This is a genomic window from Alloalcanivorax venustensis ISO4 (assembly GCF_015356855.1).
Classification (GTDB): Bacteria; Pseudomonadota; Gammaproteobacteria; order Pseudomonadales; family Alcanivoracaceae; genus Alloalcanivorax; species Alloalcanivorax venustensis.
In genome coordinates this window covers 163,739-186,831 of sequence record NZ_ARXR01000003.1, presented here as the reverse complement: position 1 = coordinate 186,831, position 23,093 = coordinate 163,739, and the positions used below count along the sequence as shown (strand labels likewise).

Below are 23,093 nucleotides of genomic sequence, written 5' to 3'. Positions count from 1 at the left end.
GCCCCCACAACCTGCTCCCACAAGTTCAGGTGCGGTATTCGGCGTTGATCTTGACGTAGTCGTAGCTGAAATCGCAGGTCCACACCTGGCCGGTGCCGTCGCCGGCGCCCAGGTCGACGCGGATGGTGATTTCCGGGCGGGCCATCACCGCGGCGCCCTGCTCTTCGGTGTAGCTGTCGGCGACGCCGCCTTCGCGCACCAGTTCCACTTCGCTGAGCCACACCGCCACTTTGTTCACGTCCAGGGTTTCGATGGGCGCGCGGCCTACGGCCGCGAGGATGCGCCCCCAGTTCGGGTCGGAGGCGAACAGCGCGGTTTTCACCAGCGGTGAGTGGCCGATGGTCTCGGCGACGATCTGCGCGTCCCGGTCGCTGCGCGCGCCGGACACTTCGATAGAGACGAACTTGGTGGCACCCTCGGCGTCACGGATCAGCGCCTGGGCCAGCTCCACGAACACGGTTTCCAGGGCCTGGTACAGCAGCTCCGCGTTGCGGTCGGCGCGGTCGTTGATCTCGGCGCCCACCTGGCCGCTGGCGATCAGCATGCAGGCGTCATTGGTGGAGGTATCGCCGTCCACGGTGATGCGGTTGAAGGAGCGGTCCGCCAGGCTTTTCACCCACTGGTCCAGCAGCGGCTGGGACACTTTCGCGTCGGTGGCGATGAACCCCAGCATGGTGGCCATGTTGGGCTTGATCATGCCGGCGCCCTTGGCGATGCCGGTGATGGTGATGGTGTCGCCGTCCAGCTCAATGCGGCGGCTGGCGACCTTGGGCACCGTGTCGGTGGTCATGATGCCCTCGGCGGCGCGGCCCCAGTGGTGCTCACTGAGGTCGTCCAGGGCCAGCGGCAGGCCTTCCTCGAACGGTTCCATCGGGAAGGTGGCGCCGATCACGCCGGTGGAGAACGGCAGCACTTCCGAGGGCGCGCAGTGCGCCAGCTCGGACAGCAGCAGGCAGGTTTCCTCGCAGTAGGCGTGGCCTTTGTCGCCGGTGCCGGCGTTGGCGTAGCCGGTGTTGATCATCAGGTAGCGGGGCGCTTTCTCGGCCAGGTTGCGGCGTGCCACCTGCACCGGCGCCGCCTGGAAGCGGTTGGTGGTGAACACGCCGGCGGCGCGGCTGCCCTCGGCCAGCTCGATGACCACCAAATCCTTTTTGTTGGGCTTTTTGATGCCCGCTGCGATGGCGGCGAGTTTAACGCCGGCCACCGGGAACCATTCAGTCTGTGTCATGGTTAGTCCAGCTTTCCGTGGCACTGCTTGTATTTCTTGCCGGAGCCGCACGGGCAGGGTTCGTTGCGGCCCACTTTACGGCCTTCGCGAACCACGGTGCGCGGCTTCTCCGGCGGTCCCTGGGTCTGGCCGGTGCCGTCGCCCTGGGCGGTGGGCGCGGCCACCTCTTCCTGCTCGGCCTTCATTTTCTCGGCCTGCACGCGGGCTTCTTCCTGGCGCTGGGCTTCGAGACGCTCCACTTCGTCCTCGCGGCGCACTTCGAAGTTGTGCAGCACGCGCACCAGCTCATGCTGGATCTGGTTAAGCATGGTCTGGAACAGCTCGAAGGCTTCTTTCTTGTATTCCTGCTTGGGGTTCTTCTGGGCGTAGCCGCGCAGATGAATGCCCTGGCGCAGGTGGTCCATGTTGGCCAGGTGCTCTTTCCAGTGGCGGTCGAGGATCTGCAGCATCAGGTGCTTCTCGATCGGACGCAGGGTCTCGGTGCCGATCTCCTCTTCCTTGCGGGCGTAGTCCGCTTCCAGCTGTTCGATGATGCGCTCGGTGACGCCCTCGATGTGCAGGCCGTTGTCTTCCTCCAGCCACTGGCGCACCGGGATATCGCTGCTGTATTCCGCCTGCAGGCTCTTCTCCAGCCCTTCCACGTCCCATTGGTCTTCCACGGAACCCGGCGGCATGTAGCTGTGCACCACTTCGGGAATCACGTCGCGGCGGATGCTCTCCACCGAGGAGGCCAGGCTCTCGGCCTCGAGAATCTGCTCACGCTGGCTGTACACCACGCGGCGCTGGTCGTTGGCCACGTTGTCGTATTCCAGCAGGTTCTTGCGGATGTCGAAGTTGCGGGTTTCCACCTTGCGCTGGGCGTTCTCGATGGCGCGCGTCACCCAGCGGTGCTCGATGGCTTCGCCGTCCTTGAGACCCAGCGAGCGCATCATGTTGCGCACCCGGTCAGAGGCGAAGATGCGCATCAGGTCGTCTTCCATGGACAGGAAGAAGCGGGTGTAGCCCGGGTCGCCCTGGCGGCCGGCCCGGCCACGCAGCTGGTTGTCGATCCGGCGGGATTCGTGGCGCTCGGTGCCGATGATGTGCAGGCCGCCGGCTTCCAGCACGGTGTTGTGGTTGGCTTCCCACTCGGCGCGGATCTTCTCGGCCTTCTCCTCGGAAGGCTCGTCCATGTGCTTGATCTCTTCCTCGGCGTTACCGCCCAGCACGATGTCGGTACCGCGACCGGCCATGTTGGTGGCGATGGTCACGGTGCCGGGGCGGCCGGCCTGGGCGATCACCTGCGCCTCGCGCTGGTGCTGCTTGGCGTTGAGCACCTGGTGCTTGATCTTTTCCTTGGTGAGCCGCTGGGCCAGGTATTCGGAGGCCTCAATGGTGGCGGTGCCCACCAGCACCGGCGCGCCGCGCTCCACGCAGTCGCGCACTTCCTCGACGATGGCGTCGAATTTCTCCTGCAGGGTCAGGTAGACCAGATCGTTGGCGTCCTTACGCACCATGGGCCGGTTGGTGGGCACCACCACCACGTCCATACCGTAAATCTGACGGAATTCCATCGCCTCGGTGTCGGCGGTGCCGGTCATGCCGGCGAGCTTCTCGTAGAGGCGGAAGTAGTTCTGGAAGGTGGTGGACGCCAGGGTCTGGTTTTCCTGCTGGATGCGCACGCCCTCCTTCGCTTCCACCGCCTGGTGGATGCCTTCGGACCAGCGGCGGCCCGGCATGGTGCGCCCGGTGTGCTCGTCGACGATCACGATCTGATCGTTCTGCACCACGTACTGGCGGTCCTTGTGGAACAGGGCGTGGGCCTTGAGCGCCGCGTGCACGTGGTGCAGCAGGGTCAGGTTGTGGGCCGCGTAGAGGCTCTCGCCGGCTTCCAGCAGGTTGTTTTCGACCAGCAGGGACTCGATCAGCTGGTGGCCGTCCTCGGTGAGCTCCACCTGGCGCTGCTTTTCGTCGATGTAGTAGTGGCCTTCCGCTTTCTGGCCGTCCTCGCCCTCTTCCTCGCGCTGCGGCTGCAGCTTGGGAATCAGGGTGTTCATCTGACGGTACAGCTCGGAGGAGTCCGCCGCCGGGCCGGAGATGATCAGCGGCGTGCGCGCCTCATCGATGAGGATCGAGTCGACTTCGTCGACGATGGCGTAGAACAGGCCGCGCTGGACACGGTCTTCCAGGCGGAACGCCATGTTGTCGCGCAGGTAGTCGAAACCGTATTCGTTGTTGGTGCCGTAGGTGATGTCGCAGGCGTAGGCCTCGCGCTTTTCCGGCTGCGGCTGCTGGGAGTAGATCACGCCCACGCTCAGGCCCAGGAATTCGTACAGCGGGCGCATCCAGTTGGCGTCCCGCGCGGCCAGGTAGTCGTTGACCGTGACCACGTGCACGCCCTTGCCGGCCAGGGCGTTCAGGTAGGCCGCCAGGGTGGCGGTCAGGGTTTTACCCTCACCGGTGCGCATTTCCGCGATGCGCCCTTCGTGCAGCGCGATGCCGCCCATCAACTGGACGTCGAAGTGGCGCATGCCCATCACCCGGGTGGCCGCCTCGCGGACCACCGCGAACGCTTCCGGCAGTATCTCGTCAAGGGTCTTGCCGTCGGCGAGCGCCGCCTTCAACTCGGCGGTCTTGGCCTGCAGCGCGCCGTCATCCAATTCCGCCATGGCGTCGCCATGGGTGTTGACCCCGGCCACCAGACGGCTGATCCGCTTGAGCTCGCGGTCATTCTTGGTCCCGAAGACTTTTTTGACGATGGTAGCCAGCATGAAACGTCCGTTTATTCTCAATGGGTGGGGCGAAAAAGAGCCATTCTAAACACAATAGACCAAGGAGATAAGGTGCGGAGGGCGACTATTCAAGCCTCAAGCCGCAGGCTTCAAGCCACAAGCTCCCGCCTGGAGCCGCCGCTTGTAGCTTGGAGCTTGTAGCTTGGAGCTGGCGTTAGCGGCGGGCGCGGTAGATGTAGGGGTGCGGATTGACCTGCCGGCCGTTCTTGAGCACTTCGTAGTGCACGTGCGGGCCGGTGGAACGGCCGCTGGAGCCCATCTTGGCGATCACATCGCCGGTGCGCACGATATCACCGACCTTCACGTCCACGGTCTTGGCGTGGCCGTAGCGGGTGCTGATGCCGTTGCCGTGGTTGATCTCCACCAGCAGGCCGTAGCCGGAGCGTTCGCCGGCGTAGGTGACCACGCCGGCGGCGGTGGCGACCACGTCGGAGCCGTCCTTGCCGGCGAAATCCACCCCTTCGTGCCACGCCACCTTGCCGGAGAACGGGTCGGTGCGGCGGCCGAAGCGGCTCGACATCCAGCCCTGGGTAATGGGACGCCCGGACAGGAAGGTCTGGTTTTCAAGATTGCGGTTGGCGAGCAGGTTCTCGAGGATGTTCAGCTGCTGTTCGCGGCGCTCCAGGGTCTCGGTGAGGCCGTCCAGCTCCTCGATGAACGAGGGCGGCGCGAAGGCGCTGCTGTCCTGGGGTTCGGGGCCGCCCATGGCCAGCTCGCCGCCGCCGAAGTCGAATTCGTCGCTTTCGATGCCGGCCACGTCCACCAGCCGCTCGCCGAGGGCGTCCAGGCGCACCAGGCGGGCCTGGGCGTCGGCCAGCTTGAGGGTCAGGGCACGGAATTGTTCTTCACTGAGCTGTTTGAGGTCCGCTACTTCATTGCTCTGCCGCTCCAGGGAGGATTGGAAGCGTTTGGCCACCTCCTCACTGTAGGACGGCGGCGCGACCCGGTAGCTGATCCAGTAGGCGCCGACACCGGCGGCCATGGGAATCAGCACCAGCACCGCCAGCACCAGCGCGGGCAAAAACCGCGGTAAAGTAATGGTGCGGGAGTGGCCGCGCTTGCTGTTCAACAATATGATGTTCATCGTTGTATCGCGCCTGTCTCAATTCAGCTGTCGCAAGTAAAAACATACCCTGGCCGGAGGCGAGACCGCCCGGCGGGGCAAAGGGTTCCTTTCTTCCGTGAATGAGGTGGCGAGCGCCTTCCCCGTGTGCTCTCGCCTGGCAAGCTTTATAATTTTTTACATTCGCAGGGTAGCCCAAGGAAAAGGTATGAGCAAGCCGTCCCTACCCAAGGAATTGCAGGGCCTGTTGCGCCAGAACAGCACCCTGGCGCCGCTGGCGAAAGCCGCCCGCGGCCACAAGGCGGCGGCCCCGAAAGGTCCGGCCGCCCCGCCCCAGGACTGTCTGCCGCCGGCGCTGCGCGACCGGGTGACGCTGGTGGAGGAAGAGAACCGCTGGCTGGCGATGGTGGAAACCAGCGCCACCGCCCAGCTGCTGCGCTTCCACCTGCCGCGCCTGGAGCGCAGCCTGGCGCCGGGCAAGAGCATCAAGATCCTGGTCACCGGCCGCCGGGCGGCGCCCGCCGCCACCGCCGACAAGCTGCGCGCCAATGAGCGGCCGCCGCTGGATGCGGGGAGTGCCGCGCATATTCGGCAGGCGGCGGATTGCGTCGATGACGACGAGCTGGCGAAAGCGTTGCGGCGGTTGGCCGGGCGGGCGGAGAGTTAGCTCAAGCTGAAACGAGAGCGCCCCGACCGCGGGAGAACGGTCGGGGCGCACAGGGAGGCACGACACCGCGCGGGCACGCGGCGAGGTGTGTTCGGGACGGGCCGTTATTCGGCGGCCATCACCGGCTTCACATAGGAAATCGGTGCGTTTTCCGCGTCCTCGAAGGTAACCAGTTCCCAAGCGTCTTCCTGCTTGAGCAGCTCACGCAGGAGGGCGTTGTTGAGCGCGTGGCCGGATTTATGACCCACGAACTCGCCGATCAGGCTGTGACCGAGCTGGTACAGGTCACCGATGGCGTCGAGCATCTTGTGTTTGACGAACTCGTCGTCATAACGCAGGCCGTCCTCGTTGAGGATGCGGTACTCGTCCACCACGATGGCGTTGTCCACGCTGCCGCCCAGCGCCAGGTTCTGGCTGCGCAGGAACTCGATGTCGCGCATGAACCCGAAGGTCCGGGCCCGCGCCACTTCCTTCACGAACGACGTGGAGGAAAAGTCGATGCTGGCCACCTGGTTGCGCTCTTCGAACACCGGGTGATCGAATTCGATCGAGAACGTCACCTTGAAGCCATCGAACGGTTTGAAGGTGGCCACTTTGTCGTCCTCGCGGACGGTGACTTCCTTCTTGATGCGGATGAACTTCTTGGCGGCGTCCTGCTCCTTGATGCCCGCGGACTGCAGCAAGAACACGAAAGGACCGGCGCTGCCGTCCATGATCGGCACTTCCGGCGCCGACAACTCCACGTAGGCGTTGTCGATGCCCAGACCGGCCATGGCGGAAAGCAGGTGTTCCACGGTACCCACTTTGACGCCGTCTTGAACCAGCGTGGTGGAGAGCGTGGTTTCACCGACTTTATCGGCGCCGGCGGGGATTTCCACCACCGGATCCAGGTCCACCCGGCGGAATACGATGCCGGCGTTCGCGGGCGCCGGGCGCACCGTCAGGTACACCTTTTCACCGGTGTGAAGACCCACGCCGGTGGCGCGAATCACATTTTTGAGAGTTCGTTGTCTGATCATCGATCCGTCACAAATCCGTCGGTATCCCGGAGGATACGGGTATCCTCAACGCGAAATAAGGGGGCGATGATAGCAAATCTCCCCTTTTCGCACCATATTTCCAACGCCGTCAGTCAGCCTGACGGCGCAGGAAGGTCGGGATATCGATAAAGTCCAGGTCTTCCGCGGTGTTCACGGCCTGGCGACCACCGCCACCCGCGGCCTGCTGCTGGGCGCGCTTGCGCTCCACCGCCGGACGATCCAGATCGTTATAGTCCACCCGGCCATCGGCGCCCATGGGGGTCTGACGCCCGCGCACCACTTTCAGTTCCTGGTGCTGCGCACCCAGACCGGTGGCCACCACGGTCACGGAAATATTATCGCCCATATCCGGGTCAATCGCCGTGCCGATGATCACGTTGGCGTCTTCGCTGGCCAGCTCGCTGACGATATCGCCCACTTCGGAGAACTCATCCAGTGCGATGGACTCGTTGGCGGTGATATTGATCAGGATGCCGCGCGCGCCGCGCAGGTCCACGTCTTCCAGCAGCGGGCTGGAAATCGCCGCCTGGGCCGCTTCCGCCGCGCGGTTTTCGCCGCTGGCGACGCCGGTGCCCATCATCGCGGTGCCCATCTCGCTCATCACGGTGCGCACGTCGGCGAAGTCGACGTTGATCATGCCGGGACGGACGATCAGGTCGGCGATGCCCTTCACCGCGCCCTGCAGCACTTCGTTGGCCGCCTTGAAGGCGTCCAGCAGGGTGGTGGAGCCGCCCAGCACGGACTGCAGCTTCTCGTTGGGGATGGTGATCAGCGAGTGCACGTGCTCCTTGAGCGCTTCGATACCTTCCTGGGCGGAGCGCATGCGCTTCTTGCCCTCGAACGGGAACGGCTTGGTGACCACGGCCACGGTGAGGATGCCCAGCTCCTTGGCCACTTCGGCCACCACCGGTGCCGCGCCGGTGCCGGTGCCGCCGCCCATACCGGCGGTCACGAACACCATGTCGGCGCCTTCCAGCAGCTCGGCGATACGCTCACGGTCTTCCATGGCGGACTGCCGGCCGATGTCCGGGTTGGCGCCGGCGCCCAGGCCCTTGGTGACCTGGCTGCCGAGCTGAATCACGGTTTTCGCGGAGGAGTTGCGCAGCGCCTGGGCGTCCGTGTTGGCGCAGATGAAATCCACGCCTTCCACGTTGGAACGCACCATATGATCGACGGCGTTGCCACCGCCGCCACCGACGCCCACTACTTTGATCACCGCGCCATGGGGTACGGAATCTTCGAGTTTGAATTGCATGGTTGATCTCCCGTTAATGCTTCCCTGTTTACTGCTTTTCCCAAAACCGGCCGGACCATCCGACCGCTTCTGAAACCTTTAAAAATTGCCCTGGAACCACTTCTTGAAGCGTTCCATCCAGTTCACTTCGCCGCCGCCGGCCTGGGCACGGGGGCTGCGTCCTTCCTTCTCCATGCGCTGGCCGTACAGCAGCAGACCCACGGAGGTGGAATAAATCGGGTTGCGCACCACATCGGTGAGCCCGGCCACGCCCTGCGGCGTGCCCAGGCGCACCGGCATGTGGAAAATTTCCTCGGCCAATTCCGCCGCGCCCTCGATCTTGGAGGAGCCGCCGGTGAGCACGATGCCGCCGGGGATCATGTCCTCAAACCCGGAGCGGCGGATTTCCGCCTGAATCAGGGTGAACAGCTCGTCGTAGCGCGGCTCCACCACCTCGGCCAGGTTCTGGCGGCTGAGGGTGCGCGGCGGCCGGTCGCCGACGCTGGGCACCTTGATGGTTTCGTCGGCGCCGGCCAGCTGGGTCAGCGCGCAGGCGTACTTGATCTTGATCTCGTCGGCGTGCTGCTTGGGCGTGCGCAGCGCCATGGCGATGTCGTTGGTGACCTGATCGCCGGCGATGGGGATGTTGGCGGTGTGGCGGATCGCCCCCTCGGTGAAGATGGCGATGTCGGTGGTGCCGCCGCCGATGTCGACGATGCACACGCCCAGCTCGCGCTCGTCCTCGGTGAGCACCGAGTGCGCGCTGGCCAGCTGCTCGAGGATGATGTCCTCCACTTCCAGGCCGCAGCGGCGCACGCATTTTTCGATGTTCTGGGCGGCGTTCACCGCGCAGGTCACCAGGTGCACCTTGGCTTCCAGCCGCACGCCGCTCATTCCCACCGGCTCGCGCACGCCTTCCTGGTTGTCGACCACGTATTCCTGCGGCAGCACGTGCAGGGTCTTCTGATCCGCCGGAATCGCCACCGCCTGGGCGGCGTCGATCACCCGGTCGATATCCGCCTGGGTCACTTCCCGGTCGCGGATCGCGACGATGCCGTGGGAGTTAAGGCTGCGCACATGGGAACCGGCGATGCCGGCGTAGACCGAATGGATCTGGCAGCCGGCCATCAGCTCCGCTTCTTCCACGGCACGCTGAATCGAGCGCACGGTGGCTTCGATGTCCACCACCACGCCCTTCTTCATGCCCCGCGAAGGCTGGGAGCCCAGACCCACTACCTCCACAACGCCTTCCTCGGTGATCTGGCCGACGATGGCCACGACCTTGGAGGTGCCGATGTCCAGGCCCACGATCATGTTGTCCACTGCATTCGCCATTAGAGGTACATCCTCTGTTTCTGCTTAAGCATTCTTGTCCGCTTCCGCGTCGCGCCAGGTCACCGCGATGCCATCGGCATAGCGCAAATCGACCCGCGCCACGCCACGGCTGTCGGTGCTCAGTACACCGCGATACAGGCGCGTGAAACGGCGTAACTTGCCCACGTAATTTTCCCGGTCCACCACCAGCTGCATTTGGTTGTCCAAAGTCAGCCGGGCGGTCAGCCGGGCGTTCACTTCCATTCGTTCGATGCCCAGGCCCACGTCACGCAGCAGCTTGCCCATGCTGTGGTAGAAGCTCATCACTTCCTCCAGGCGCTGGTCGGGGCCGTTGAGGCGCGGCAGCCCGGCCAGATCGTATTGTTTGAGCGCCTTGAACGGCTCGCCGTCGCGGGCCACCAGCACCGCTTCGTTCCACACCGCCACCGGCTCGCGCTCGGTGACGTCCAGGCTCACCGTGTCCGGCCACTGGCGGCGCACGGACACCTCCGACACCCAGCTCAGGCCGCGGGCGCGCTGGTAGATCTGCTCCAGCGGCACCGAGAAGTAGTTGGCGTCGCGCACCAGCGAGGCCAGCGCGGTCTGCACCTGCTGCTGTCGGCGCACGTCGGTGACGCCGTCCACGCCCACCTGGCGGATCGGGTACTGGTCCAGCACCCGCGGCAGCCAGATCACGCCGGCCACCACGGTGATCGCCACCAGCCCGGCCAGCGCGCCGGGCAGCGCCGCCGCCAACCGCTCGCGGATCGGCACGGCGGGCGCCTGCCGCTTGGCGCGGGTCGCCTTGGGGGACGCGCCGCGTGTGCGGCGGGCGTCCGGTGTCTGGCGTCTGGCCTTAGCCACGGGGCTTGCTCCCTTTGCTCGCTTTGTTCGCCTTGCGCGGCGGAAACCGGTCCACCGCTTCCAACAGAATGCGTGCCACCAGAGTGGCGAAATCGTCGCCGTCGGCCTTGGCGGCCATCGGCACCAGGCTGTGATCGGTCATGCCCGGTACGGTGTTCACTTCCAGCAGCTGCCAGTCGCCGTGTTCGTCGCGCATCACGTCGACGCGGCCCCAGCCCTGGCAGCCCACCGCCTCGAACGCCTTCAGGGCGAGCGCGCGCAGGGCCTGCTCGTCGGCGTCGTCGAGGCCCGCCGGGCACAGGTACTCGGTGCTGTTGGACTGGTACTTGGCCTCGAAGTCATAGAACGCGTTGGGCGTCTTCAGGCGGATCGACGGCAGCGCCCGGCCATCGACGATCGCCACGGTGTACTCCGGGCCGCGCACCCAGGCTTCCACCAGCACGTCGCTGTCGTAGGCGCGGGCGTCTTCCAGGGCTTTGTTCAGTTCCGCCGCGCTGTCCACCTTGGCCATGCCGATGGAGGAGCCCTCGTGGGACGGTTTCACCATCAGCGGGAAGCCGATATCACGGTCGTCCAGGCCGGCCACGTAGAACGGCGGCGTGGGCAGGCCGGCGCCCTTCCACAGTTGTTTGGTGCGCACCTTGTCCATGCCGATGGCGGACGCCATCACGCCGGAGCCGGTGTACGGCAGTTTCAGATGCTCCAGCAGCCCCTGGATCACGCCGTCTTCGCCGCCCCGCCCGTGCAGGGCGATAAAGGCCACGTCGAAGCCCTTAAGGGTGTCCACGCCGCGCTCCGCCGGGTCCACCAGCTCGGCGATCAGGCCCAGCTGGCGCAGCGCCTGGTGCACCGCCGCGCCGCTCTTCAGGGACACGGAGCGCTCCGCGGAATCGCCGCCGGCGAGCACCGCCACCCGGCCGATGCGGGCCAGGCGCTGCTTCATTTCGCTGGTCAGCGCCATGCCGGGCGCCTTGCCGCTATCGACCATGGGCGCCTCCGTGGCCGTCGGTGGGTTCGATGCGCGCCGCCAGTTCGCGGGCGATACCGCCCACGTTGCCGGCGCCCTGGGTAACCAGCAGATCGCCGCCCTGCAGCACATTGGCGAGCAGCTCGGGCAGCTTGGCCGGGTCGTCCACGAACACCGGCTCCACCCGGGCGCGCTGGCGCAGGCTGCGCATCAGGGCGCGGGTGTCGGCGCCGGGGATGGCGTCTTCGCCGGCGCTGTAGACTTCCAGCATCAGCAGTTGATCGACACCGCCCAGTACGTCCACGAAGTCCTCATAGAGGTCACGGGTGCGGGTATAGCGGTGCGGCTGGAACAGCATCACCAGCCGGCGGCCGGGCCAGCCGTCGCGGATCGCCGCGATGGTGGCGGCCACTTCGCGGGGATGGTGGCCGTAGTCGTCCACCAGGGTGGCGCTGCCGCCGTCGGCGCAGGGGTACTCGCCGAGCACGTCGAAGCGGCGGCCGACCCCGGTGAAGCCGTTCAGGCCGCGCACGATGGCCTCGTCGTCGGCGCCCTCGTCGGCGGCCACGGCGATCGCCGCCAGGGCGTTCAGCACGTTATGGCGGCCCGGCATGTTGAGGGTGATCTCCAACGGCTCGCCTTCGGTGCGCACCACCCGAAAGGCGGTGCTCATGCCGGTCTGGCGCACGTTCTCGGCGCGCAGGTCGGCGTCGTCGCTGAAGCCGTAGCGGATCACCTGGCGGTTGACCCGGGGCAGCAGTTTGCGCACCACCGGGTCGTCCACGCACAGCACCGCCACGCCGTAGAACGGCAGGTTGTGCAGGAACTCGATAAAGGTGTTTTCCAGCCGCGCGAAGTCACCGCCGTAGGTGTGCATGTGGTCGGCGTCGATATTGGTGACGATGGCGCTCATCGGCTGCAGGTGCAGGAAGCTGGCGTCGGACTCGTCCGCTTCGGCGACCAGATAGCGGCTCTGGCCGAGGCGCGCGTTGGTGCCCGCGCTGTTCAGGCGGCCGCCGATCACGAAAGTGGGATCCAGCCCGGCTTCGCCGAGAATCGCCGCCACCATGGAGGTGGTAGTGGTCTTGCCGTGGGTGCCGGCCACGGCGATGCCGTGGCGGAAGCGCATCAGCTCGGCGAGCATTTCCGCGCGCGGCACTACCGGCACCCGGCGGGCGTGGGCTTCGGCAACTTCCAGGTTCTCGGTGTTGACCGCCGAGGAGGTCACCACCACGTCGGCGTCGCCGATGTTTTCGGCCCGGTGGCCGATTTCCACCCGCGCGCCCAGGGACCGCAGGTGGTCCACCACCGGCGATTCCTTGATGTCACTGCCACTGATGGCGTAGCCCTGGTTGGCCAGGACTTCGGCGATCCCGCACATGCCGGCGCCGCCGATACCCACGAAGTGGATACCGCGAATCCGCCGCATTTCAGGCACGGTATGTTTAATCGCCATGGGCGACCTCCTCGCATAGTTTCGCCACCCGGGCGGCGCTGTCCGGCACCGCCAGCTGGCGGGCACGCCGCGCGATCTGCGCCAGGGCGTCCCGTTCCATCATTCCGGCCAGGCTGCGCGCCAGGGCGCCGGCGTTCATTTCCGCCTGCGGCAGCATCAGGGCGGCGCCGCGATCCACCAGCCAGCGGGCGTTCAGGGTCTGGTGGTCGTCCACCGCGCTGGGCAGCGGCACGAACAGCGCGGCCACCCCGGCGGCGGCCACTTCCGCCACGGTCAGGGCGCCGGCGCGGCACACCACCAGATCCGCCCAGGCGTAGGCCTCGGCCATGTCATCGATAAATTCACTGACCTGGGCGTCCAGGCCCAGGGCCTTGTAGACCGGCTCGGCTTCGCCGGTGCGGCCGGCGCCGCACTGGTGGCGCACCTGCAGATGGGCGCCCAGGGACGCCAGCAGCAGCTCCGGCAGGTCCTGGTTCAAGGCCAGCGCGCCCTGGCTGCCGCCCAGCACCAGAATGTGCAGCGGGCCCTGGCGCACGCCGTAGCGTTCCGCCGGGTCGGGCAGCTCGGCGATCTCGCGGCGCACCGGGTTGCCCACCCAGATGCCGCCGGGCAGCGCGCCTTCGAACCCTTCCAGGGTTTCGGTGGCGAAGCGCGACAGCATGCGGTTGGTGAGCCCGGGCGCCGCGTTCTGCTCGTGGATCACCAGCGGCACGCGGCACAGTTTGGCGGCCAGGCCGCCGGGGGCGCTGACAAAACCACCGAAGCCCACCGCCAGCACCGGACGCTCGCGGCGAATCACGGCGCAGGCCTGCCACATTGCGCGCAGCAGCTGCAGCGGCCCGAGCAGCTTGCGTTTTACGCCGCCGCCACGCAGGCGCCCGACGGCCAGGCTGACGATCTCAAAGCCGTGGCGCTCCACCAGACGGGTTTCCATGCCGCCTTCGGCGCCCAGCCACAGCACCCGGTAGCCGGCGTCCTGCAGCTGCCGGGCCACCGCCAGGGCGGGGAACACGTGGCCGCCGGTGCCGCCGGCCATGATCAATACCGTGGCGCTCATCGTTTGCTCCTCCCGCGTGCCTGCAGCCGCGATTGCTCGGTGCTGGCGCGCAGTACCAGCGCGATCATCACCGAACAGATCAGCAGCGAGGAGCCGCCGTAACTTACGAACGGCAGCGTCAGTCCCTTGGTGGGCAACACACCCATGTTCACACCCACGTTGATGAACGCCTGGGCGCACAGCACCAGCGCGGTGCCGTACACCAGATAGGCGTGGTAAAGAAAACCGCGCTGCTCCAGGCCGCGTCCGATCACGAACAGACGCCAGCCGAGCACCGCGAAGCCGACGATCATCGCCAGGGTGCCGACCAGGCCCCACTCCTCGGCGAGCACCGCGAATACGAAATCGGTATGCGCTTCGGGCAGGTAGAACAGCTTCTGCACGCTGTTGCCCAGGCCCACGCCCAGCCAGTGGCCGCGCCCGAAGGCGATCAGGCTCTGGGTGAGCTGGTAGCCGGCGCCGTACTGGTCCGCCCAGGGGTCGGTGAAGCTCATCAGGCGCGCCACCCGGTAGGGCTCCGCCAGCGCCACCACGGCGCCCAGGGCCACCACGGCGAGGCCGATGATCAGGAACCGCAGGGTCGGCACGCCGGCCAGGAACAGCATGCCCATGGCGGCGATGCCCAACACCACCACGGCGCCGAAATCCGGCTGCAGCAGCAGCATGAAGGTGAGCGCGGCGAGCACGCCCAGCGGCAGCAGGAAGGCCTTCCAGCCGCTTTCCAGGGCCGCCTTGTGCTGGGCGATGTAGCCGGCCAGGTAGAGCACGAAGCACAGCTTGACGATTTCCGAGGCCTGAATGGTCAGGCCCGGCAGCGCGATCCAGCGGGTGGAGCCGTTCACTTCCCGGCCGAGGCCGGGGATGAACACCATCACCAGCGCCACCAGCGCCACCGGCAGCATGGCGAAGCGCAGCTTTTCCAGCAGGGTGAGCGGCACGCAGCAGTACACGAACACGCCCAGGCCGACGCTGGCGAGCAGATAGATGCCGTGGCGCAGGCCGTAGTGGAAGGGGCTGTCCAGGCGGGTTTCGGCGATCTGCAGCGACGCGGAGGTGACGATCACCAGCCCGGCCAGGGCCAGCAGCGCCACGGTCCACAGCAGCGGGCGGTCGAGGCCCGGATCGCGTACGTCCACCAGGGCGCTAGCCATGGGTCACCTCCCGGGCGCGGGCGGAGAAGTCGTCGCCACGGGCCACGTAGCTGTCGTACATGTCGAAGGAGGCGCACGCCGGCGACAGCAGCACGGCGTCGCCGGGCTGCGCCAGTTGCGCGGCACGCTTGACCGCCGCCGCCATGTCCGCGACCCGTTCGCAGGGCACGCCGGACAGGCCGTCGGCCACTTTGTCCGCGTCCTGGCCGAGCACCAGGGCGGCGCGCAGATACTGGCGCGCCGGCTCGCCCAGCGGCGAGAAGTCCTGGCCCTTGCCCTGGCCGCCGGCGATCAGGATCACGCGGCCTTCGATGGCTTCACCAATACCGGTGAGCGCCGCCAGCGTGGCGCCCACGTTGGTGGCCTTGGAATCGTTGATCCAGCGGATGCGGGCGTCCTCCGCCACCAGCTGGCAGCGGTGCGGCAGGCCCTTGAACTGTTTCACTGTGGCCAGCGTGGTGGCGCGGTCGAAGCCCAGGGCGTCGGCCATGGCCAGCACCGCCAGCACGTTCATGGCGTTGTGGTGGCCGGTGAGCGCCAGCTCGTCCACGTGCAGCAGGGTCTCGCCCTGGTGGCAGAGCATCTGCTTGTCGGTATCCAGCTGGTAGTGCGCTTCCGGGTGGCTGCCGAAGGTGATTTCCCGGGGCACCTGGGTCTGCGGACGGGTGGCCAGGTCGTCGCGGTTCCACACCGCCACCTGGCAGCCGTCGTAGATACGCTGCTTGGCGGCCAGGTAGTCGCTGAACTTGCCGTAGCGGTCCAGGTGGTCCTGGGACAGGTTGAGAATCGAAGCGACCTGGGCGTTGAGGCTGTAGGTGGTTTCCAGCTGGAAGCTGGACAGCTCCAGCACGTACAGCTCCGCTTCCTCGCGCAGCAGATCCAGCGCCGGCACACCCAGGTTGCCGCCCACGCCCGGCTTGGCGTCGCAGGCGCGCGCCACTTCGCCGAGCAGGGTGACCACGGTGCTCTTGGCGTTGGACCCGGTGATGCCCACCAGCGGGCGGCTGGCGGCGCGGGCGAACAGCTCGATGTCGCCGATCACTTCCTTGCCCTCGGCGATCTGCTCGGCGATGGCCGGCGTCGACACTGCAACGCCGGGGCTGACGATAAGACGCTGGGCCCGCTTCATCCACGAGCCCTTGAAGCCGCCGGTGTGAATCTTGAGCTTGGGATGCTGCTCACGCAGTTCGTCCAGACCCGCGGGCGCATCGCGGGTATCCAGGGCGCGCACGGGCATACCCTGATCCGCCAGGTAGCGGATCACGGAGCGGCCGGAAACACCCAGGCCAATAACCAGATCGAACGCGTCTTTCGCCATATACGTTTACGCCCGTCCTATCGAATCTTGAGGGTCGCCAGACCCACCAGTACGAGAATTACGGTAATGATCCAGAACCGAACGATGATCTTCGGTTCCGGCCAGCCCTTGAGCTCAAAGTGGTGATGGATCGGCGCCATGCGGAAAATGCGCCGGCCGGTGAGCTTGAACGAGGCCACCTGCAGCATCACCGACACCGTCTCCATGACGAACACACCGCCCATGATGAACAGCACGATTTCCTGGCGGACGATCACCGCCATCACACCGAGCACCGCGCCCAGCGCCAGCGCGCCCACGTCGCCCATGAACACCTGCGCCGGGTAAGCGTTGAACCACAAAAAGCCGAGCCCGGCGCCGCACAGGCCGGCGACGATCACCACCAATTCACCGGCGCCGGCGATGTAGGGAATCTGCAGGTAGGTGGCGAACTCCGCGTGGCCGCTGGCGTAGGCGAAGATGCCCAGCGCCGCCGCCACCAGCACGGTGGGCATGATCGCCAGGCCGTCCAGGCCGTCGGTCAGGTTGACCGCGTTGGAGGTGCCGTTGATCACGAAATAGGTCAGCACCACGTAGAACCAGCCCATGTTGATCGCCACGGTCTTGAAGAACGGCACGATCAGCTGGGTTTCCTGCGGGCTCTGGGCGGTCCAGAACAGGGCCAGGCCGGCGCCCAGCGCACCCACGGACTGCCAGAAATACTTCCAGCGCGCCGGCAGGCCGCGCGGGTTCTTCTCGATCACCTTGCGCCAGTCGTCGACCCAGCCCACGGCGCCGAACACCACCAGCACGCCCAGGGTGATCCACACGAAGCGGTTGCTCAGATCCGCCCACAGCAGGGTGGAGATGGCGATCGAGATCAGAATCAGGCCGCCGCCCATGGTCGGGGTGCCGGCCTTGCTGAGGTGGCTCTTGGGGCCGTCGTCGCGGATCGCCTGGCCGACCTGCTTTTCCTGCAGCTTGCGGATCATGATCGGACCGATCCAGAACGCCAGGAACAGCGCCGTCAGCACCGCCAGAATGGCGCGCAAGGTAATGTATTGGACCACCAGGAATCCGGTATAAAACTCACCCAGCAGTTCCGCCAGCCAAAGCAACATCAGTGCCCCCTCCCCTTATCGGTAAGCCGTTGCACCACTTGCTCCATGCGGGCACTGCGCGACCCCTTGACCAATACCGTGCCGCCCCGGGCCAGCGTTCCCGCTGCCCGTTCGGCGGCCTGATCGAAATGTTCCACCGGCTCGGCGCCGTCACCGAAGCCGCGGGCGGCCGCTTCGGCGCCCGGCAGGGTGATCAGCGTGTCGATGCCGGCGGCCCGGGCGTTGGCGCCCAATTCAGTCACCAGCGTCTCGGCGCTGGGGCCCAATTCCCCCATGGCGCCCAGCACCAGAGTGCGCGGTGACGGCCGCCCGGCCAGCCAGGCGATGGCCGCCCGTACCGAGCCGGGGTTGGCGTTATAGGTGTCGTCCACCAGGGTGCCGCCCTGGCAGTCGATCACGTTCATGCGTCCCGGGACCGGCTTCAGCTGTGCCAGGCGCGGCGCCCGTTCCGTCAGGTCGACGCCCAGCGCCTGCACGGCGGCCAGCGCCATCAGCGCGTTGCTGATCTGGTGGGCGCCCACCAGCGGCAGGCGCAGGGTCAGCCCCAGGGGCTGCAGCACGAAGTCGCAGCCGTGCTCGTCCAGGCGCACCGCGTCGGCGTGCAGGTCGCCCTGCTCACGGCCCACGGTGACGATGTTCAGGCCGGCGGCGCGGGCCTGGTCGGTGAAGAAGGCGGCGTAGTGGTCGTCGCCGTTGATCACCGCGGTGCCGCCGGCGGCGCAGCCGGTGAAGATTTCCGCCTTGGCGCGGGCGATGCCGTCCATGGAGCCGAAGCCCTCCAGGTGGGCGCCGGTGACGTTGGTGATCAGCGCCACGTTCGGCTTCACCAGGCCGCTGGTCCAGGCGATTTCGCCGGGGGCGTTGGCGCCCAGCTCGATCACCGCCTGGCGGTGTTCGGCGGTCAGGCGCAGCAGGGTGAGCGGAACGCCGATGTCGTTGTTGAGGTTGCCGTGGGTGGCCAGGGTGCCCTCGCCCAGCAGCACGGCGATCATCTCTTTCACGGTGGTCTTGCCGGCGTTGCCGGTGACCGCCACACGCGGCACCGGGAACTGGGCGGCGTAACCGGCGGCCAGGCGGCCGAGCCCCTGGCGGGTGTCGGCAACGCGCACGTCGGCGTCGAACACGCCGGTGTCGCTGCCCTGTTCGCTGTCGTAATCAATCAGCGCGGCCACCGCGCCGGCGTCCCGAGCCTGGGCCAGGAAGGCGTGGCCGTCGAATCGCTCGCCCCGCAGCGCCACGAACAGGCTGTCCGGGCCCAGCGTGCGGGTGTCGGTGCTGACCGCGCTCAGGGTGCGGTCGCTGCCGCGCATCTCGCCGGCGGTCCAGTCACGGATCTGGGACAGGCGCATCATGCGGTCCCCCCTGCCGGGGCGGCCGGCACTCGCCACGCGGCCAGGGCCTCGCGGGCCAGGTCGCGGTCGTCCATGGGGTGGCGCTCACCGGCCACCTCCTGATAATCCTCGTGGCCTTTGCCGGCCACCAGCACCACGTCGTCGGCGCCGGCCTGGGACACCGCCAGCGCCACCGCGCGGCGGCGGTCGGTTTCCATCTGCACGGCGCTGGGATCGTCGAGGCCGGCGCGCATCTGGTCGATGATCGCGTCCGGGTTCTCACCGCGCGGGTTGTCGCTGGTGAACAGCACCCGGTCGGCGCCGCGCTCGGCGGCGGCGGCCATCAGCGGGCGTTTGCCGGTGTCCCGGTCGCCGCCGCAGCCGACCACACAGTGCAGGCGGCCGGGGAAGTGCTCGCGCGCCGCCGCCAGGGCTTTTTCCAGGCCGTCCGGGGTGTGCGCGTAATCGACGATGACGGTGGGCTTGCCCGCTTCGCGGACCGGCTCCATGCGGCCCGGCACCGGGGTAATCGCGGCCAGGGCGTCCGCCAGCGCGTGGGGCTCGACGCCGCTGCCGTGCAGCGCCCCGGCCACCGCCATCACGTTGCTGAGGTTGAAGGCGCCGAACAGCGGCAGGGTCACGTTCAGGGCTTCGCCGCCCACGGTGAGCCGCAGGTCCATGCCGTCCGGGTGCGGCTGCCAGGCCACGCAGCGCACGGTGGCGCCGGCCTGGGCGCCGTAGGTGATGCAGCGCACGCCGTCGTTGAGCCGGCCGAGCAGCACCGGGGCGGCGGCGTCGTCGCTGTTGATCACCGCTTCCTGGAGCTCCGGGCGGGTGAACAGCGCCACCTTGGCGAGCAGATAGGCGTCCATGTCGCCGTGGTAGTCCAGGTGATCGCGGCTCAGGTTGCTGAACACCGCGATACGCACCGGGGTGCTGCCCAGGCGGTGCTGGTCGAGGGCGTGGGACGACACTTCCATGGCGACGCTGTCGGCGCCGGCGTCGCACAGGGCGAGCAGCGCTTTCTGCAGGGTAATCGGGTCCGGCGTGGTGTGCCCGGTGCTGTCCTCGTGGCCCTTGAGGCCGACGCCCAGGGTGCCGATCAGACCGCAGGCGTGGCCCAGGGCATTGAGCGCGTCACGCAGGAACCAGGTGATGCTGGTCTTGCCGTTGGTGCCGGTGACGCCGATCACCTTCAGGCGGCGGCCGGGCTCGCCGAAGTAGCGCGCCGCCAGCACGCCGACCTGGCGGCGCAGTTCCGGCACGGTGAGGCGCACGGCGCCGTCGTGCGGATGCACGGCGAAGGTGTCGCCCTCTTCCACCACCACGGTGGCGCCGGCGCGGATCGCCGCGTCGATGAACTGGCGGCCGTCCGCGTTGTGCCCGGGCACCGCCAGGAACAGGTCACCGGGGGTCACCGCGCGGCTGTCCAGGCGCAGTGCGTTGATGGTCAGGTCGCGCAGCCGTTCCGGCAGCGGCTGATCGGGGAGCAGATGCCGCAGTGCGATCATGTGGCGTCCTCCCCGTCCAGGTTGCCGGCGATCAGGCCGTCGGTCTTGTCCGGCGGCACGTGCAGGGTGCGCAGCACGCCGCCGACAATGGCGGAGAACACCGGCGCGGCCACCAGGCCGCCGTAATAGGATTCGCCGCGCGGGTCATCGATCACCACCACGGCGGCCACCCGCGGGTTGGAGGCCGGGGCGATGCCGGCGAACAGGCCGATGTAGCGGTCGTCGGCGTAGCCGTTGGCGGTGACCTTGTGCACGGTGCCGGTTTTACCGGCCACCTGGTAACCGGAAATCTGCGCGCGGCTGGCGGTGCCCTCGATGCTGACCACGGTTTCCAGCATGCGCACGATGGACTGGGCGCTGGCCGGCGCGATCACCTGCTCGCCCTTGGGCGGCTGGTCCACCTTGAGCAGGGACAGCGGCACCCGGCGGCCGTCGTTGGCGAGGATCGCGTAGGCCTGGGCCAGCTGCAGGGCGGTGGTGCTGACGCCGTAGCCGTAGGACAGCGCGGCGCGCTCCACGTCCCGCCAGCGCGCGCGCAGCGGCAGCATGCCGTCGCTCTCGCCGGGGTAGTCGATGCCGGTGCGCTGGCCGAAGCCGAAGCGCTCCAGGTAGCCGGGCAGCACCATGGCGTCCATGGACAGTGCCAGCTTGCTGACGCCCACGTTGGAGCTTTTGGTGAGCACGGTGGTGACGTCGATGACGCCGTAATCGCGGTGGTCGCGGATGGTCTTGCTGCCCACGCGCAGGTAGCCCGGGTGGGTGTTGATCGCCGTGGTCGGCGTCACCAGGCCCTGCTCCATGGCGGCGGCAACGGTGAACGGCTTGATCGTGGAGCCCGGCTCGAACAGGTCGGTGACCGCCCGGTTGCGCAGGCTGGCGGTGTCCAGGTTACCCCGGTTGTTGGGGTTGTAGGCGGGCTGGTTGACCATCGCCAGCACTTCGCCGGTCTTAATGTCGAGCACCACGGCGGAGCCGCCCCGGGCCTTAAAGCGGCGGGTGGCGGACAGCAGTTCTTTGTAGGCCAGGTACTGCAGGCGCAGGTCCAGGCTCAGGGTGATGTCCTGGCCGGGCGCCGCCGGTTCCAGCACTTCGATGTCCTGAATCACGCGGCCGAGCAGGTCGCGAACCACTTTCTTGCGGCCCGGCTCGCCGGACAGTTGCTCTTCGAAGGCCAGCTCCACGCCTTCCTGGCCGCGCTCGTCGATGTCGGTGAAGCCGACCAGATGGCTGGTCACTTCGCCGGCCGGGTAGTAGCGGCGGTATTCGGTGAGCGGGTGGATGCCGGGCACCTGTTTGGCGAGCACGGTCTGCGCCTGTTCCGGCGCCAGGCCGCGGGCCAGGTAGATGAATTCCTTGCCCTTGTGGCTGTTGACCCGGCTGGCGAAGGCGCGGCTGTCGATGATCGGGTTGTTGCCCAGGCGCGCCCACTGCTCCTGGTGCTCCAGGGCTTCGCCGGGGTTGGCCCACAGGGTGGTGACCGGGGTGCTCACCGCCAGCGGCCGGCCGGCGCGGTCCTGGATCACGCCACGGTGGGCGGCCACCGGCTCCACCCGCAGATTGCGGATGTCGCCCTGGTCGGCCAGGAAGTCGTGCTGTACCACCTGCAGCTGCACCGCGCGCCCCACCAGAACACAGGCACAGCCGGCCCAGAACACCAGCATGAAACGCCAGCGCAGGGAGCTGTTGGCCTGGCGCGCCGACGCCTTGGTGGCGGCTTTGCGCGTTGCCTTGGGTGTGGTTCTACGGGCGCCTTTCATGGCCGTATCAACACTCGCTCGTCGGTCTTCGGTAATTTCATGCCCAGCTCTTCACGAGCCAGGCGCTCCACCCGGGCGTAACTGCCCCAGGTGCTGTGTTCCAGCAGCAGCTGGCCCCAGCGGGTTTCCAGCTGCGCCTGCTGCCGCTGCGCCTGCTGGGCGCGGTCGGTGAGGCGGCGCGATTCGTGCACGCTGTAGGCCACGCCCACCGCGGACGCCACCACCAGCACCAGCAACAGCGGCGGCAACCAGCCGGCGGCGAGCACCGAGCCCGTGGCCTGGCCGCGGGCCGCGCTCATGCCACTTTCTCCGCCACCCGCAGCACCGCGCTGCGGCTGCGCACGTTGACGCGCAGTTCGTCCTTGCCGGCGTAGCGGGCCTTGCCCAGCGGCTTCAGCCGCTCCGGCGGTTCGTCCATCATCGGCAACCCGCCCCGGCCTTTCGGCGCCTGGCCGGAGTGATCGCGGATAAAGCGCTTCACCACCCGGTCTTCCAGGGAATGGAAGCTGATAACGACAAGACGCCCGCCGATGGCGAGCGTCTCCAGGGCCTGGTCCAGCGTGTTGCGCAACGCGTCCAGTTCCCCGTTTATATGTATTCGTAACGCCTGAAAGCTGCGCGTTGCCGGGTGCTTGCCCGGCTCGCCGCGTCCCATCACCGATTGAATCAGGCCGGCCAGCTGCGCCGTGGTGCGGATCGGCTGCTGATCGCGGCGCTCGCAGATCGCCCGGGCGATGCGGCGTGATTTGCGCTCATCGCCGTACTGGTAGAGCACGTCGGCGATCTGCTTCTCGCGGGCCCGCGCCAGCCAGTCGGCGACGCTTTCACCGCTGTCCGGGTCCATGCGCATGTCCAGCGGGCCGTCGCGCAGGAAACTGAAGCCGCGCTCGGCGTCGTCCAGCTGCGGCGAGGACACGCCCAGATCCAGCAGCAGCCCGTCGATCTGGCGGTGCTCTTCCGCCACCAGCTCCGGCAGGCAATCAAAGCGGGCGCGGCGAATCCGGAAGCGGGTGTCTTCCAGGGCCAGCTTCTCGCCTTCCAGTACCGCCTCCGGATCGCGGTCCACACCGACCAGACGGGCGCCGGCGTCCAGCCGGGCCAGCAGCGCGCGGCTGTGACCGCCGCGGCCAAAGGTGCCGTCCACGTACAGGCCGTCGGTTCGGGTGGGCCACATTTCCAGTACCTCCTCCAGCATTACCGGCTGGTGTTCGTACTGCCTGTTGTCGCTGTTCGCCATGGCCGGTTGCCCTCGCTTGTTCGCTGC

At 67.5% G+C, this 23,093-nt stretch carries 19 protein-coding genes; 1 reads left to right on the top strand and 18 read right to left on the bottom strand.

All coding sequences use genetic code 11. The features are described from left to right. Window positions 1–25 precede the first annotated feature (25 nt). The 3 genes from argJ to ISO4_RS17225 form a co-directional block, all read right to left on the bottom strand. Window positions 26–1,228: a bifunctional glutamate N-acetyltransferase/amino-acid acetyltransferase ArgJ gene (gene argJ / locus ISO4_RS03080; protein WP_194855104.1), complete on the bottom strand. Its 1,203-nt coding sequence runs from the start codon at window positions 1,226–1,228 to the stop codon at window positions 26–28. 2 nt (window positions 1,229–1,230) lie between these two features. Further along, a complete protein-coding gene (gene secA / locus ISO4_RS03075; protein WP_194855103.1) occupies window positions 1,231–3,978 on the bottom strand; it encodes a preprotein translocase subunit SecA in 2,748 nt (915 codons plus the stop codon). A gap of 175 nt (window positions 3,979–4,153) precedes the next feature. Next, window positions 4,154–5,083: a M23 family metallopeptidase gene (locus tag ISO4_RS17225; protein WP_194855102.1), complete on the bottom strand. Its 930-nt coding sequence runs from the start codon at window positions 5,081–5,083 to the stop codon at window positions 4,154–4,156. 187 nt (window positions 5,084–5,270) lie between these two features. Here ISO4_RS17225 and ISO4_RS03065 point away from each other — a divergent pair, with 187 nt between their 5' ends. Next, a complete protein-coding gene (locus ISO4_RS03065; RefSeq protein ID WP_194855101.1) occupies window positions 5,271–5,729 on the top strand; it encodes a hypothetical protein in 459 nt (152 codons plus the stop codon). 104 nt (window positions 5,730–5,833) lie between these two features. Here the strand turns inward: ISO4_RS03065 and lpxC are convergent, their stop codons facing one another. From lpxC to rsmH, 15 genes are all read right to left on the bottom strand, one after another. Then, window positions 5,834–6,748 carry a UDP-3-O-acyl-N-acetylglucosamine deacetylase gene (gene lpxC / locus ISO4_RS03060; protein ID WP_142948046.1) on the bottom strand — a complete coding sequence of 305 codons (915 nt, stop codon included), beginning with the start codon at window positions 6,746–6,748 and terminating at the stop codon, window positions 5,834–5,836. A gap of 109 nt (window positions 6,749–6,857) precedes the next feature. Further along, window positions 6,858–8,024 carry a cell division protein FtsZ gene (gene ftsZ / locus ISO4_RS03055; RefSeq protein ID WP_067607881.1) on the bottom strand — a complete coding sequence of 389 codons (1,167 nt, stop codon included), beginning with the start codon at window positions 8,022–8,024 and terminating at the stop codon, window positions 6,858–6,860. Window positions 8,025–8,102: 78 nt separating this feature from the next. Further along, window positions 8,103–9,338 (bottom strand): cell division protein FtsA, encoded by a 1,236-nt coding sequence (ftsA, locus tag ISO4_RS03050; RefSeq protein ID WP_194855100.1) that lies wholly within the window; start codon window positions 9,336–9,338, stop codon window positions 8,103–8,105. Window positions 9,339–9,362: 24 nt separating this feature from the next. Next, window positions 9,363–10,181, bottom strand: a complete 819-nt coding sequence (locus tag ISO4_RS03045; protein ID WP_323745327.1) for a cell division protein FtsQ/DivIB — start codon at window positions 10,179–10,181, stop codon at window positions 9,363–9,365. Continuing rightward, window positions 10,174–11,142: a D-alanine--D-alanine ligase gene (locus ISO4_RS03040; RefSeq protein ID WP_194855125.1), complete on the bottom strand. Its 969-nt coding sequence runs from the start codon at window positions 11,140–11,142 to the stop codon at window positions 10,174–10,176. Before ISO4_RS03040 ends, ISO4_RS03045 begins: the two co-directional genes overlap by 8 nt. A 16-nt stretch (window positions 11,143–11,158) precedes the next feature. Next, complete coding sequence (murC, locus tag ISO4_RS03035) at window positions 11,159–12,604, bottom strand: UDP-N-acetylmuramate--L-alanine ligase (protein WP_194855099.1); 1,446 nt, start codon at window positions 12,602–12,604, stop codon at window positions 11,159–11,161. Beyond that, a complete protein-coding gene (gene murG, locus ISO4_RS03030; RefSeq protein WP_194855098.1) occupies window positions 12,594–13,661 on the bottom strand; it encodes an undecaprenyldiphospho-muramoylpentapeptide beta-N-acetylglucosaminyltransferase in 1,068 nt (355 codons plus the stop codon). Before murG ends, murC begins: the two co-directional genes overlap by 11 nt. Beyond that, the gene (gene ftsW, locus ISO4_RS03025) at window positions 13,658–14,812 is read right to left on the bottom strand and encodes a putative lipid II flippase FtsW (RefSeq protein WP_194855097.1); all 1,155 of its coding nucleotides are present in this window, start codon (window positions 14,810–14,812) and stop codon (window positions 13,658–13,660) included. The genes murG and ftsW overlap by 4 nt, the downstream gene beginning before the upstream one ends. Continuing rightward, the gene (gene murD, locus ISO4_RS03020) at window positions 14,805–16,130 is read right to left on the bottom strand and encodes a UDP-N-acetylmuramoyl-L-alanine--D-glutamate ligase (RefSeq protein ID WP_194855096.1); all 1,326 of its coding nucleotides are present in this window, start codon (window positions 16,128–16,130) and stop codon (window positions 14,805–14,807) included. Before murD ends, ftsW begins: the two co-directional genes overlap by 8 nt. Window positions 16,131–16,147: 17 nt before the next feature. Then, entirely contained in the window at window positions 16,148–17,230 is a 1,083-nt protein-coding gene (gene mraY, locus ISO4_RS03015) for a phospho-N-acetylmuramoyl-pentapeptide-transferase (RefSeq protein WP_067607168.1), read from the bottom strand. Further along, a complete protein-coding gene (locus tag ISO4_RS03010; RefSeq protein ID WP_194855095.1) occupies window positions 17,230–18,582 on the bottom strand; it encodes a UDP-N-acetylmuramoyl-tripeptide--D-alanyl-D-alanine ligase in 1,353 nt (450 codons plus the stop codon). Before ISO4_RS03010 ends, mraY begins: the two co-directional genes overlap by 1 nt. Continuing rightward, the gene (locus tag ISO4_RS03005; RefSeq protein ID WP_194855094.1) at window positions 18,579–20,072 is read right to left on the bottom strand and encodes a UDP-N-acetylmuramoyl-L-alanyl-D-glutamate--2,6-diaminopimelate ligase; all 1,494 of its coding nucleotides are present in this window, start codon (window positions 20,070–20,072) and stop codon (window positions 18,579–18,581) included. The genes ISO4_RS03010 and ISO4_RS03005 overlap by 4 nt, the downstream gene beginning before the upstream one ends. Beyond that, complete coding sequence (locus tag ISO4_RS03000; protein ID WP_407647912.1) at window positions 20,069–21,733, bottom strand: peptidoglycan D,D-transpeptidase FtsI family protein; 1,665 nt, start codon at window positions 21,731–21,733, stop codon at window positions 20,069–20,071. Before ISO4_RS03000 ends, ISO4_RS03005 begins: the two co-directional genes overlap by 4 nt. Window positions 21,734–21,825: 92 nt before the next feature. Continuing rightward, window positions 21,826–22,128 carry a cell division protein FtsL gene (gene ftsL / locus ISO4_RS02995; RefSeq protein ID WP_142948037.1) on the bottom strand — a complete coding sequence of 101 codons (303 nt, stop codon included), beginning with the start codon at window positions 22,126–22,128 and terminating at the stop codon, window positions 21,826–21,828. Continuing rightward, on the bottom strand, window positions 22,125–23,066 hold the full coding sequence (rsmH, locus tag ISO4_RS02990) for a 16S rRNA (cytosine(1402)-N(4))-methyltransferase RsmH (protein WP_194855092.1): 942 nt from the start codon (window positions 23,064–23,066) through the stop codon (window positions 22,125–22,127). Before rsmH ends, ftsL begins: the two co-directional genes overlap by 4 nt. Window positions 23,067–23,093: the final 27 nt, after the last annotated feature.